General features: G+C 72.5%; 8 protein-coding genes. 6 read left to right on the top strand and 2 right to left on the bottom strand.

Annotated elements, in window-relative coordinates:
• Positions 1–209: 209 nt before the first annotated feature.
• Both ABZX11_RS47745 and ABZX11_RS47740 read right to left on the bottom strand, forming a co-directional pair.
• Positions 210–1,598 carry an FAD-binding oxidoreductase gene (locus tag ABZX11_RS47745; RefSeq protein ID WP_354925760.1) on the bottom strand — a complete coding sequence of 463 codons (1,389 nt, stop codon included), beginning with the start codon at positions 1,596–1,598 and terminating at the stop codon, positions 210–212.
• A gap of 82 nt (positions 1,599–1,680) precedes the next feature.
• Positions 1,681–4,680, bottom strand: coding sequence for an AAA family ATPase (locus ABZX11_RS47740; RefSeq protein ID WP_354925757.1), 3,000 nt, complete (start codon positions 4,678–4,680; stop codon positions 1,681–1,683).
• A 139-nt stretch (positions 4,681–4,819) separates the two neighbouring features.
• Here ABZX11_RS47740 and sthA point away from each other — a divergent pair, with 139 nt between their 5' ends.
• From sthA to ABZX11_RS47710, 6 genes are all read left to right on the top strand, one after another.
• The gene (gene sthA / locus ABZX11_RS47735; RefSeq protein WP_254897252.1) at positions 4,820–6,232 is read left to right on the top strand and encodes a Si-specific NAD(P)(+) transhydrogenase; all 1,413 of its coding nucleotides are present in this window, start codon (positions 4,820–4,822) and stop codon (positions 6,230–6,232) included.
• A gap of 88 nt (positions 6,233–6,320) precedes the next feature.
• Positions 6,321–8,210: an intein-containing Rv2578c family radical SAM protein gene (locus tag ABZX11_RS47730; RefSeq protein ID WP_354925754.1), complete on the top strand. Its 1,890-nt coding sequence runs from the start codon at positions 6,321–6,323 to the stop codon at positions 8,208–8,210.
• A gap of 146 nt (positions 8,211–8,356) precedes the next feature.
• A complete protein-coding gene (gene merB, locus ABZX11_RS47725; protein ID WP_176176188.1) occupies positions 8,357–8,959 on the top strand; it encodes an organomercurial lyase in 603 nt (200 codons plus the stop codon).
• A gap of 95 nt (positions 8,960–9,054) precedes the next feature.
• On the top strand, positions 9,055–10,830 hold the full coding sequence (aspS, locus tag ABZX11_RS47720) for an aspartate--tRNA ligase (RefSeq protein WP_176176189.1): 1,776 nt from the start codon (positions 9,055–9,057) through the stop codon (positions 10,828–10,830).
• Complete coding sequence (locus ABZX11_RS47715) at positions 10,830–11,777, top strand: DUF389 domain-containing protein (protein ID WP_176176190.1); 948 nt, start codon at positions 10,830–10,832, stop codon at positions 11,775–11,777. Before aspS ends, ABZX11_RS47715 begins: the two co-directional genes overlap by 1 nt.
• 79 nt (positions 11,778–11,856) lie before the next feature.
• Positions 11,857–13,032, top strand: coding sequence for a phosphotransferase (locus ABZX11_RS47710; RefSeq protein ID WP_176176191.1), 1,176 nt, complete (start codon positions 11,857–11,859; stop codon positions 13,030–13,032).
• Positions 13,033–13,283 lie beyond the last annotated feature (251 nt).

Genomic DNA, 13,283 nt, shown 5'->3' with positions numbered 1-13,283 from the left:
GGAAAAATTCCCGTTATTTAGTGGGAGGTATCAGGCCTGGTATTCAGAGGCTCTCGCTGTTATTCAGCAGTTGCTCCCAAGGCGGGAAAGCGTGCCTTGACAACCTGCCGCCGGCCGTGTTGGGGCTTCGGATCGGGGTTGCGGGGGGTCTGGGTGCCCCCCTTCGGGGGCTTTCGTCCCCTTCGGGGGCTTTCGCTCCCGTCTTGGGTCTATTGCGGGCGGATGTTCTGGTTGATGTGGAACACGTTCTCCGGGTCGTACTTCTTCTTCACTGCGGCCAAGCGGTCGTAGTTGTCCCGGTACGATGCCCTCACTCGGTCCTGGCCCTCCTCCATCATGAAGTTGATGTACGCCCCTCCTGCCGATGTCGGGTGGAGTTCCTCCCAGTAGTTCCTTGTCCACCGGGCGATCTTCTCCGCGTTCTCCGGTTGGGGGTCCACTCCGACGATCACGCCCGACCAGCCGCCTTCCCGGTGGGGGAACGCCGTTGCGTTCGCCGGTACCCTGCTGGCCGCTCCGTCGATCGGGTACAGGTGCATCGACGAATGCATGGTCGGGAGGTCCTCGCCGTTCTTCAGGTGGATTTCTATTGCCTCGTCGGTGATTTCGTGGAACACGTCCGCGCGCCAGTACCACTGCAGGCCCGGCGGGTACAGCGCGTCGAATGCTCCCTGCAATGCCGTGTAAGGCATGTTCTGCAGGCCCACCAGCAGCGGTTCCCCGAACGAACGGACCGGTTCCAGTACTTCGTCCGCCTTGTCGTGCGCTCCCGTGTAGCACCAGACGATCCCGCACGCCTTGCGGCCCCACAGGTGCTCCGGGAACGGGGGTGCCGGGGGCACCGTCAGGAGGCCGAACCAGCCGTTCAGCTCCTCCGGCAACGACGGCAGCAGCTCGCGGTACCAGCGCAGCACCTCCGGGGTGTCGGCCAGGTCGTAGAGCACCGGGCCGCCGATCACCACGCCGTTCTCGCCGATGTCGTGGCAGCGGAACGTGAACGACGTCACCACTCCGAAGTTGCCTCCTCCGCCGCGCAGGGCCCAGAACAGGTCCGGGTGCTCGAACTCCGAGGCGTGGACGAACGAGCCGTCGGCCAGGACCACGTCCGCTCCCAGCAGGTTGTCGACCGTCAGGCCGAACCGTCTCGCCAGGTAACCGATGCCGCCGCCGAGGGTCAGGCCCGCCACCCCCGTCGAGGCCACGATGCCCGATGGGGTGGCCATGCCGAACGCCACCGTGGCGTGGTCGACGTCGCCCCAGGTGCAGCCGGCGTCGGCGCGGACCGTGTGGTGCTCCGGGTCCACCGTCGTGCTGCGCAGCCTCGACAGGTCGATCACGAGCGCGCCGTCGGCCACCCCCAGGCCGCCCGCGTTGTGGCCGCCGCCGCGGACCGCGATGTCCAGGCCCTTGGCCCGGCCGTAGCGGATGCAGGTGACCACGTCGGCGGCGTCGCGGCAGTAGGCGATCGCCGCCGGGTGCTTGTCGATCATGGCGTTGTAGACCGCGCGGGACTCTTCGTAGCCCGGGTGGCTCGGCGTGATCAGGTCGCCGCGCAAGGTGGCGGCCAGTTCCTCGTGCGGCAAGGCGGTGGTGGTCATGAGGGCCCCTCTCGGATTTTTCGGTTCCGGGGGGAACGTAGGCAGCCGGCGTTCGCGCAGCGTTCGGCCCGTTCGGGCCTGGTCAGGACGGTGCAGCCACGCCCAGGTCCGCCTCGGCCCGCCGCCGCAGGGCGACGCTGCCCTGGGCGCGGGCGAGCTCCACGGCCGCCCGCAGGCGGGGCCGCGGGTCGGCGTCGTGGGCCGCGCGCAGCCGCAGGACCTCCGGCAGCCACCAGCGGTCGTCGCGGGCCTCGCCGGCGGCCAGCGCGGCGTCCAGCGTCGCCCGGGCCGCGTCCGGTGGCGACAGCTCGGCGACCAGGGACAACCAGTACGGCATCCGGGCGAACGACCCCTCGGCCTTGAGGTTCGCCACGCCTTCCTGCGCCGCGGCCAGCCCGGCCGCGCCGCCGCGGGCCCAGCCGCCCAGCACCAGCGCCCACTCGCGGTAGTACGCGAAGCCGTACCGGTAGCAGAGCTCCCGCAGCTCGGCCGCCGCCGGCTCCAGCGCATCGCGGTCGCGGCGCATCTGGTGGGTGATCCCGGCGTAGGCCAGCGCGATGGCCAGGCTGTACGGGTGCTCGATCCGCCGGGCGAGCGCGATCGCGCTCGCCCCGCACGCCACGGCCGTGTCCTCGTGCCCGAGCAGCCAGTGCGCGTGCGCCGCCCAGGCCGGGCCGTGCACGTCCGGCCGGGTGCCGATCGGCCACGACGCCGCGTCGCGCGTGCGCTCGGCGCCCAGCTCGAAGTGCCGCAGCGCCTCGGCCGGGTCGTGGCCGAGGCTCAGCGACGAGCCCGCGACGATGAAGTGCGCCGAGCCGCTCTGCTCGGCGCTCGTCCCGGGCGCGAGCAGCCCGAGCGCGCGTTCGGCCGCCTCGTGGGCCTGCACCGTCCGGCCCTGGACGAACCGCGACGACCACAGCTCCAGCAGCGCGGTGAGCGCGGCCTCCGCGTCGCCCAGCGACTCCGCCAGCGCCAGCGAACGCTCCAGCGTCCGCTGCAGCTCGGGAGACGAGTAGCCCTGGTGGGCGTTGAGCGGCCCGGCGAGCGCTTCGAGGACGGCCAGCTCGTCCCGGTCGCGGTTGCCGCTGGGCGGCCGGGCGGACACCAGCGCCAGTGCCTCCCGCAGTAGCCGGATCGCTTCGGCGTGGGCGAACGTGCCCGCGGCGACCGCGGCCGCCCGCCGGTAGTGCGCGACGGCGCGGTCCGGGCGGCCGCCGCGGGCGTACTGCTCGGCCAGCTGCGCCGCCACCGCGTCGGTGTCCCCGGCGTGCAGCAGCTCGAGCCCCTGGGCCAGCCGCCGGTGCAGCAGCCACCGCCGCGGCGGGCTGACCTGCTGGTAGGCCGTCTCCCGCAGCAGGTCGTGGGTGAAGTCGTAGCTGCCGCCGGACTCACGCACGAGCCGGCGCCGCCACAGCTCGTCGACGGCGTCGACGACGGTGTCCGCGTCGAGGTCGCTGGCCTCGGTGAGCAGTTCGAGGGTGAAGTCGCGGCCGGCCGCGGCGGCCAGCCCGGCGATCTCGCGGGCGGCCGGGCCCGGCTGCTCCAGCCGCGTCCGCAGCACCGCGGCCAGCCCCTCGGCCGGCGGGGAGTCGTGGGCCCGCACCGCTTCGACGACGTAGAGCGGGTACCCGCCGGTGGCCGCGAACAGCAGGTCGCGGTCCGAAGTGGACAGTGGGCGGCCGCCGACCGCTTCGGCGAGGCGGGCCGTGCCGTCGGCGTCGAACGGGCGCAGCGGCAGCTCGGCGAGCCTGCCGTCGTCGCGCAGCTGGGCCGTCCAGGCCGCGCCGCCCGGACCCGGGTCGCCGTCGCGCAGCGTCGCGGCGACCAGCAGCGGCGCGGACGGCAGCAGGCCGAGGCAGAACGTGACGAACGCGCCCGTCTCTTCGTCGCACCACTGCGCGTTGTCGAGCACCAGCAGGACCGGCCGCCCCCCGGCGGTCAGTGCCCTGGCCAGTCCTTCGAAGAACCGCAGGCGCTGCCAGGCCTCCACCGTCGGGTGCCCGCCGCCCGGCCGCGAGGCCGGCAGCAGCCGGTCGACCTCCGCCCGCCACACCGGGTCCAGCGATGCCGCCGCCCGCTGCACGGCCGGGGTGCGCAGCCAGTCGGCCACCGGGGCCAGCGCGAGCCGCCCCGGCGTGCCGAAGCACCGGCCGGCGGCCACGACCGCGCCCTCGGCCCCGGCCAGCCCGGCGAGCTCGGTGACCAGCCGGGTCTTGCCGACGCCGGCGTCGCCGCGGACGAGGACGAACCCGGCGCGGCCGGCGGCGGCCGTCCGCCACAGCTCGCCGAGGCGGGCCAGCTCGGCGGCGCGGCCGACGAGCCCGGGCGCGGCCGCCCGCCGGGGTTCGGGGTCCGGCCGGTCCAGCAGCCGGCGCAGTGCCGCCCGGGTCGGCTCGGCCGGGACGACGCCGAGTTCGCGTTCGAGCACCGACGCGCACCGGTGGTAGGTGCTCACCGCGCCCGCCCGGTCGCCTGCCTCGGCCTGCAGTCCCATCAGCGTCCGGTAGCCCGGCTCTTCGAGCGGGCGCAGCGCGATCCGGCGGCGGGCCGCGTCGAGCGCGGCGGCCGGATCGCCCGACGGCGTCCGGCAGATCAGGTCGCACAGCTCGACGCACTGGCCTTCGAGCTCGGCGCGGGCCGCCAGCACCCAGTCGTCGGCGAGGCCGGGCAGCAACTCGCCGCCGTAGGCCGCGAGCGCGGCCCGGGCGTGGCCGACGGCGGCAGCGGGGTCTCCGGCGTCTCCGGCGGCCAGCGCGGCCCGGTGCGCGAGGGCGAACTCCCGCACGTCCACCCGGCTCGACGGCGTGTCCTGCCAGCACAGGTCCTGCCCGGTGACGGCCAGCGAGGGCAGCTCGCCCAGCACGCGGCGCAGCTGGTGCAGCTCGCGGCGGAGGTTGGTCAGCGCCTGCGCGTCGGTGGAGTCCGGCCAGAACAGCCCGGCGAGCAGCCGCCGCGGCTGCGGACGGCCGGCGTGCACGACGAGGTGGGCGACCAGCGCGACCGACCGCGGCGACCGCGTCAGCACGGCGCCGGACTCCTCGTCGGCGATCACCTGCTCACCCAGCAGCGACACGCGCAGCACCCGCACACGCTACTGCGCCGTTCGTCGCCGACCCAGCCACAGCCACGGCCGAATGACGTCGCACCCGTGCGCCGTTCGTGCGCGGATCTTCACCGGCAGGGGCTTGCGCCCGGCCCGCCGGGTGCGCAGGCTCGACGTCGTGAGCGAGCACGAGTACGACCTCATCGTCATCGGTTCGGGCCCCGGCGGGCAGAAGGCCGCGATCGCCGCGGCGAAGCTCGGCAAGAAGGTGGCGGTCGTCGACCGGCACGACATGGTCGGCGGGGTGTGCGTCAACACCGGCACGATCCCGTCCAAGACGCTGCGCGAAGCCGTGCTCTACCTGACCGGCATGAACCAGCGCGAGCTCTACGGCGCGAGCTACCGCGTCAAACAGGACATCACGATCGCCGACCTGCTCGCGCGCACCCAGCACGTGGTCGGGCGCGAGGTCCAGGTGGTGCGCGCGCAGCTGATGCGCAACCACATCGACCTGATCGACGGCACCGGCTCCTTCGCCGACCCGCACACCGTGCTGGTGGAGGGCCGTCACCGCGGCGACCGGCGGACGCTGTCGGCCGACCACGTCGTGATCGCCACCGGCACTCGGCCCGCGCGGCCGAAGCAGATCGACTTCGACGCCGCCCGCGTGCTCGACTCCGACGAGATCCTGCAGCTGGAGGAAATCCCGTCGTCGCTGGTCGTGGTGGGCGCCGGGGTGATCGGGATCGAGTACGCGTCGATGTTCGCCGCGCTCGGCTCCCGGGTCACCGTGGTCGAGCAGCGCGACCACATGCTCGACTTCTGCGACCCGGAGATCGTCGAGTCGCTCAAGTTCCAGCTGCGCGACCTCGGCGTCACCTTCCGCTTCGGCGAGAAGGTCGCGGACGTGGCGGTGTCCGACCACGCGACGATCACGACCCTGGTGAGCGGCAAGCGCATCCCGGCCGACGGCGTGATGTACTCGGCGGGCCGCCAGGGCATGACGGGCGAGCTCAACCTGGAGGCGGCGGGCCTGAGCGCGGACGAGCGCGGCCGGCTGGTGGTCGACGAGAGCTACCGCACGGCGGTCCCGCACATCTACGCGGTGGGCGACGTGATCGGCTTCCCGGCACTGGCGGCGACGTCGATGGACCAGGGCAGGCTGGCGGCCTACCACGCGTTCGGCGAGCCGGCGCACGAGCTGGGCGCGCTGCAGCCGATCGGCATCTACACGATCCCGGAGATCTCGTACGTCGGCTCGACCGAGGCCCAGCTGACGTCGTCGTCGGTGCCGTACGAGGTCGGCATCGCGCGGTACCGCGAGCTGGCGCGCGGCCAGATCACCGGTGACAGCTACGGGATGCTGAAGCTGCTGGTGTCCACGACGGACCGGAAACTGCTGGGCGTCCACGTGTTCGGCACGGGTGCGACGGACCTGGTCCACATCGGACAGGCGGTGATGGGCTGCGGGGGCACGGTCGACTACCTGGTGGACGCGGTGTTCAACTACCCGACGCTGTCGGAGGCGTACAAGGTGGCGGCCTTGGACGCGACCAACAAGATCCGGGCGCTGGAGCGCTTCTCCTCTTGAACCACCCCAACAGTCACACCAGCACCACCTGATCCACTGGCCCCCAACCGGTTTGACACCCGTCTAGAACATATGTTCGACTGGCGCCGTGCGATGGGATCGGCAGCGGACAGGGGAGGGTGAACCGGCACTGCCCGGGCTCGAGGGCCTGGTGCGGACCGTGCGGTCACCGGAATTCGACGGCGTCACCTTTCACGAGGTGCACGCGCGCTCGGTGCTGAACAAGGTGCCCGCCGGCTCCGGCGTGCCCTTCGGCTGGACCGTCAACCCCTACCGCGGCTGCTCGCACGCCTGCACCTACTGCCTCGAAGGCGGCACGCGGATCCTGATGGCCGACGGCCGCACGAAGGCGCTGTCGGATCTGAAGGTCGGCGACGCCATCTACGGCACTCGCGGCCACGGCGCCTCCCGGCGGCTGGTGCAGACCCGGGTCGAAGCGCACTGGACCACGCTGCGCGCCGCCTACCGCGTGACGCTCGAGGACGGCACCCGGCTCGTCGCCGGCGGTGATCACCGGTTCCTCACCAGCAAGGGCTGGAAGCACGTCACCGGCAGCAAGTTCGGCGCCGCCCAGCGGCCGCACCTGGAGCCCGGCAGCGAGCTGATCGGCGTCGGCCGGTTCGAGCCGACGCCGGACGAGACGCTCGGCTACCGGGCCGGCTACCTGTGCGGGATGCTGCGCTCCGGCGGGTTCGGCGCGGAGCCGGACGCCGCCTCGCGCGCCCTGCGCTACCTGCCGGACTTCGGGGCGTCGGTCGGTTTTCTCAAGGTGCCACCGGACCCGGACGCCCATTGGCAGCGCGGGTTCCTCGCCGGCGTCTACGACATCGCGGGCGATTTCGGCCGCGGTGTCCTCGCGGTGGCGCACGACGAACCCGAGATCGCCGACGCCTTCGCCGCCGCGCTCGCCCGGTTCGGCTTCGCCAGTCAGCTGGACGAAGTGCCGAAGTTCCCGACGCGCCAGGAGGTCCGGCTGCTCGGCGGGGTCGGCGAGGTGCTCCGGTTCTTCCACGTCAGCAACCCGGCCGTCACGTGGAAGCGGTCGCTCGACGGCGCGGTGATCGGCGCGAGCCGCCGCCGCGTCGAGGCCATCGAGCCGCTGGGGCTGCAGCTGCCGCTGTTCGACATCACCACCGGCACCGGCGACTTCGTGGCCGACGGCATGGTGTCGCACAACTGCTTCGCCCGGAACACCCACACCTACCTCGACTTCGACGCCGGCCACGACTTCGACACCCAGGTGGTCGTCAAGATCAACGCCCCGCAGGTGCTGGCCGCGCAGCTGAAGAAGCCGTCGTGGCGGCGCGAGCACGTCGCGATGGGCACCAACACCGATCCCTACCAGCGCGCCGAAGGCCGCTACGGGCTGATGCCGGGCATCATCACCGCACTGGCGCGCTCCGGCACGCCGCTGTCGGTGCTCACCAAGGGCACGGTGCTGGCCCGCGACCTGCCGCTGCTGAAGGACGTCGCCCAGGACGTCCCGGTCGGGCTCGCGGTGTCGATCGCGCTGCTCGACGAAGAGCTGCAGCACCGCCTCGAACCCGGCACGCCGAGCCCGCGGGCGCGGCTGGAGCTGGTCCGCAAGGCGCGCGAGGCCGGGCTGCCGTGCTCGGTGCTGGTGGCCCCGGTGCTGCCGTGGCTCACCGACTCGGAGGAGGCACTGGACGCGCTGTTCGCCCGGCTCGCCGAGGTGGGCGCGACGAGCGTGACGGCGTTCGCGCTGCACCTGCGGCCCGGGGCCCGCGAGTGGTTCGGCCGCTGGCTGGCGGGCACGCACCCGGAGCTCGTCCCGCGGTACCGGCAGCTGTACTCGCGGGGCAGCTACGTGCGGAAGGAGTACCGCGAGGGACTGGCGGCGCGGGTCGGGCCGTTGCTGCGGCGGCACGGTCTCGATCGCCAAACCGGCTTCGCCGCGCGCGGTCCTGAGGTGCCGGCGGCCGAGGTGGCTCCCGCGGAGCAGCTGCGCCTGCTCTGACGGTCCTTTTCGGAACAACCGGGTGACGCACTGGGCCGTTCGGGGGCGGTGTCTTCGGTTTGCGGCAAAATGTCCGATCGTGTCGTTGTCGGTCCGGCTCACCGGCGCCTAACGTCGAAGGGATCGATGCCGAAAGGAGCCGGACGATGACGACCTCGCAGACCGACCGTGTCGCGGCCGCCCGGCTCGCCTGGGCCGCGCTGAAGCTGACCCGGGCCGGACGGCACCCGGTCGGCGTCGACCGGCTCGCCGCCACCGTCGGCGTCGCCCCGGCCGAAGCCCGGCGGCTGGTCGAGCTGATCGGGTTCACCCTGCACCGCGACCTCGTCTCGACCGGCCCGGCGCCCCGCGGCGCCCACCACCGCCTCGCACCCGCCGAAGGCACCCTCGGTGCGGGCCCGGACGGCACCGTCGACATGTTCCTCCTGGCCATCGCCACCGGCGAGCGCGTGCACGCGGCGGCCGTCTGCCCGGTCACCGGGACGCACATCCGCATCGAGCTGGTGCCGCGGGGGATCCTCCTGGTCGACCCGCCCGCGGCCGTGGTCGCGGCCGTCGACCTCGGGTTCGGGCTCGACGGGGTGGACGCGATCGCCTGCGCGGGGCAGCCGTTCTTCGCCTCCGCCAGCGCGGCCGCCGGCTGGCTGGTGGCGCACCCCGGCGGGCGCATCTACCAGGTGGCCGCTTACCTGGCCCAGGCCCACCGCCTGGTCGCGGCGCTGGAGACCCGTCCCAAGTACGTCCTCTGACCACCGCGCCGGGCCAACCTGCCGACGTCGTACGCTGGGTGGTTCGTTAGCCTTTCCGGGCAGCGATAACCCCAGGTCGAAGGAGAGCAGTCGCAGTGCTCCGCACTCACAACGCCGGCACCCTGCGTGCCGGACAGGCCGGACAGACCGTCACCCTCACCGGATGGGTGGCCCGGCGGCGCGATCACGGCGGCGTCATCTTCATCGACCTGAGGGATGCCAGCGGTGTCGCCCAGGTCGTCTTCCGCGAAGGTGAGATGGCCGAGCGCGCGCACGCCCTCCGCTCCGAGTTCTGCGTCAAGATCGTCGGCGAGGTCGCGAAGCGCCCCGAGGGCAACGCCAACGCCGAGATCCCCACCGGTGAGATCGAGGTACTGGCCACCGAGCTGGAAGTGCTCTCGGAGTCCGCGCCGCTGCCGTTCCCGATCGACGACCGCGTCGACGTCGGCGAAGAGGTCCGGCTCAAGCACCGCTACCTCGACCTGCGCCGCAGCGGCCCGGCCGCGGCCATGCGGCTGCGCAGCGAGGTCAGCCGCGCCGCGCGCGAGGTGCTGCACGCGCAGGACTTCGTCGAGATCGAGACCCCGACGATGACCCGCTCGACGCCCGAAGGCGCGCGCGACTTCCTCGTCCCGGCCCGGCTCAAGCCAGGCTCCTGGTACGCGCTGCCGCAGTCGCCGCAGCTGTTCAAGCAGCTGCTCATGGTCGGCGGCATGGAGCGGTACTACCAGATCGCCCGCTGCTACCGCGACGAAGACTTCCGCGCCGACCGCCAGCCCGAGTTCACCCAGCTCGACATCGAGATGAGCTTCGTCGAGCAGGACGACGTCATCGACATCGGCGAGCAGATCGTCTCGGCGCTGTGGAAGCTGATCGGGCACGAGATCCCGCGGCCGATCCCGCGCATCACCTACCACGAGGCGATGGCCAAGTACGGCTCCGACAAGCCGGACCTGCGCTTCGACCTCGAAATCACCGACATGACGGAGTTCTTCTCCGACACGCCGTTCCGCGTGTTCCAGGCCCCGTACGTCGGTGCGGTCGTGATGGCCGGCGGGGCGGACCAGCCGCGCCGCCAGCTCGACGCGTGGCAGGAGTGGGCCAAGCAGCGCGGCGCGCGCGGCCTCGCGTACATCCTCGTGAACGAGGACGGCACGCTCGGCGGCCCGGTCGCCAAGAACCTGTCGGAGACCGAGCGCGAGAACGTCGCCGCCGCGGCCGGTGCCAAGCCGGGCGACTGCATCTTCTTCGCCGCCGGCAAGGCCGCGTCGACCCAGCCCCTGCTGGGTGCCGCGCGCGACGAGATCGGCAAGCGGCTCGGCCTGATCGACGAGAACGCCTGGTCCTTCGTGTGGGTCGTCGACGCGCCGCTGTTCGCGCCGGTCGAGGACATCGGCGACGACGTCGCGGTCGGCTCCGGCAAGTGGACCGCGGTGCACCACGCGTTCACCTCGCCGACCCCGGAGTGGATCGACAAGTTCGAGCAGGACCCGGGCAACGCGCTCGCCTACGCCTACGACATCGTCTGCAACGGCAACGAGATCGGCGGCGGCTCGATCCGTATCCACCGCGGCGACGTCCAGAAGCGCGTCTTCAACCTGATGGGCCTCAGCGACGAGGAAGCGCAGGAGAAGTTCGGCTTCCTGCTCGACGCCTTCGCCTTCGGCCCCCCGCCGCACGGCGGCATCGCGTTCGGCTGGGACCGCATCGTCATGCTGCTGGCCAAGGCCGACTCGCTGCGTGACGTGATCGCGTTCCCGAAGACCGGTGGCGGGTACGACCCGCTGACCGCGGCGCCGGCGCCGATCACTGCGCAGCAGCGCAAGGAAGCCGGGATCGACGCGAAACCGGCCGCCGCCCCGCAGAACTAGTGCTGCACCTCAGGGCCGTGTGCCCGCAGGAGAAGACCGCCGAAGCGCTCGGGATCCTGCGGGCGCACCCCGGTACGGCGCACCTCGTCGTGCACCGCGGGGCCGCCGTCGAGCCGGTGGGCGACCTGGTCGAGGCCGACATCGCGCGCGAGGCCGCGGACGAGATCATCGGGCAGCTGTGCGCGCTCGACCTCGACCACACCGGCGGCATCACGCTCGAAGCGCTCGACACTGCGCTGTCCGACGCCGCCGACAAGGCGGAAGAAGCGGCGCCGGGCGAGGCGGCCGACGCCGTGGTCTGGGAGGAGCTGCTGGGCCGCACGGGTGAAGAGTCCCGGCTCAACGTGACGTTCCTGGCGTTCCTGACCATCGCGTGCCTGCTCGCCGCGGTCGGGGTGCTCACGAACTCGGCGGTGACGATCGTCGGTGCGATGGTCGTCGGCCCGGAGTTCGGGCCGCTGGCCGCGCTCGCGGTCGGGGTGGTGTTGCGCCGGTGGGACCTCGTCCGCCGCGCGGCTGCCGCGTTGGGCGTGGGCTTCCCGCTGGCGATGGTCGTGACGCTGGGTGGCGCGCTGCTCGTGCGCGCGACCGACGTCTTCGGCGAAACCGCGTTCCGGCTGGAGAACAACCACGAGGTCGACTTCGTCTTCTCGGTCGGCGTACCGTCCCTGGTCGTCGCCATGCTGGCCGGCGCCGCCGGGATGCTCGCCATGACGTCGGCGAAGTCGGCCGCGCTGGTGGGCGTGTTCATCTCGGTGACGACGGTGCCGGCCGCGGGCTACGCGGTCGTCGCGGCCGTGGCGGGGGAGTGGAGCCGGTGCCTCCAGTCCGTCGGGCAGCTGCTGGTCAACCTTCTCGGAATCGTTGCAGCAGCGGCCATTGTGTTGATCGTGCGCCGGAATGGGCAACGTTCACCGGTGGGAATGCGTCCGCTTTCACGCGGGTGATTCGTCTCCGGGCGAGATGCACTTTTTTGTCCGGATGTCAGTAGTCATGGTTGCTCAGTCACGAGTAGGGTCGGTGACAATGACAGTCGACACCTCCTCCGCCGGCGACGCGGGAGTCGGGGCAGGAGCCGAGCAGCTCGCCATCGCCGCGGCGGTCGCGGCGGGCGAGTCCGTTCTCTCACGCCGGTTCGGCAGCGCGATCACCCTGGTCGGGCCCGAGGACCTGGCGGGGAGCGGGCCGGCCACGGTGGTCCGCGCCCGGGTGGTGTCGTCGTTCGCGCTGCCGCGCACGCTCGTCATCAAGCACTACCCGGACCGGCCGGCGTCCGGCGCCGACCCGTTCGCCCAGGAGGCGGTCAGCTACCAGCTGTTCACGGCGCTGTCGCCGGAGGAGCGGATGTGCCCGGAACTGGTGGCCCACGACGGCCGCGACCGCGTCCTGGTGCTGGAGGACCTGGGCCGGACGCCGACGCTGGAGGACAAGCTCTACGCCCGGGACTCCCGCGCGGCCGAGCGGGCGCTGCTGTCGTGGGCGCGGTCGCTGGGGCGCCTGCACGCGAGCACGGCGGGCCGTGAGGCGGACTTCAACGCACTGCTGCGGCGGCTGGGTGGCCCGGCGAAGGCCGAATCGGGCGAGGTCGACGTGTCCCGCGTCGCGGCGCTGATCCAGCAGCGGCTGGGGATCCCGGTGCCGGAAGAGGTGCTGACCCAGGTGACGGCGGCCCTCGACCAGTCCCGGGCGGCGGGGTTCCGGGCGTTTTCGCCGGTCGAGCTGAGCCCGGACAACAACCTGGTGACCGGGCAAGGGGTCCGGTTCCTGGACTTCGAGAACGGCTGCGTCCGATCGGCGCTGGTCGACGCGGCGCACTTGCGCCTGCCCTTCGCGAGCTGGCCGGACGCGTTGGCCCTGCCGGCGGGGATGAGCGAGGCGATGACGGCCGCTTGGCGCGCCGAGGTGGTGGGGGTGTGGCCGGTCTTCGCCGACGACGAGGTGCTGGCGGCGCATCTGACGGCCAGTGAGTTGCTGCGGGTCTGGCTGATCACGGGGGAGGAGCTGGAGTCGCTGAACCTTTCGCGGCACGCTGCGCCGGTGAGCCGGGAGGCGGCGTTCGTGACCTGGTGGCGGGATTTGGCGAAGCATGCCGGGTATGTGCGGATGATGGCGGTTTCGGAGTTCGCTGCACGGGTTGCGGCTGGGCTGGCTGCGCGGTTGGGGCCGCATGCCGACCTGGCTTTCTACCCGGCTTTCCGGTGAGGGTTGTCCACAGGGGGTTGCCGGTGTGGATGGCTTGGCTGGGGGTGGGTTGTGCGCGGGGTTCTTGTCGGGTGGGGGCGATAGGCTGGAATCGGGGGGAGGGCCCGCGGGCTCTGTGCTGGTGGCTCTGCCGCGGCTTTCCCCGCCGGCCCGAACGCCGGATTGTTCAACGGCCGGCAGGTCGTGTCAAGGCGGGAAAGCGTGCCTTGACACGACCTGCCGGCCGCGGAAGCGGCGGCGGATAGGGTGGG

The organism is Amycolatopsis sp. NPDC004169, from assembly GCF_040610315.1.
Classification (GTDB): Bacteria; Actinomycetota; Actinomycetes; order Mycobacteriales; family Pseudonocardiaceae; genus Amycolatopsis.
The sequence above is the reverse complement of the archived record's forward strand: the minus strand, read 5'-3'. Positions and strand labels throughout refer to the sequence as shown.

What these genes read in the sequence shown, in the direction of transcription:
- ABZX11_RS47710 (WP_176176191.1), top strand. Translation starts at nt 11,857, where the DNA reads ATGACAGTCGACACCTCCTCCGCCGGCGACGCGGGAGTCGGGGCAGGA.
- merB (WP_176176188.1), top strand. Translation starts at nt 8,357, where the DNA reads ATGACGACCTCGCAGACCGACCGTGTCGCGGCCGCCCGGCTCGCCTGG.
- ABZX11_RS47745 (WP_354925760.1), bottom strand. Translation starts at nt 1,598, where the DNA reads ATGACCACCACCGCCTTGCCGCACGAGGAACTGGCCGCCACCTTGCGC.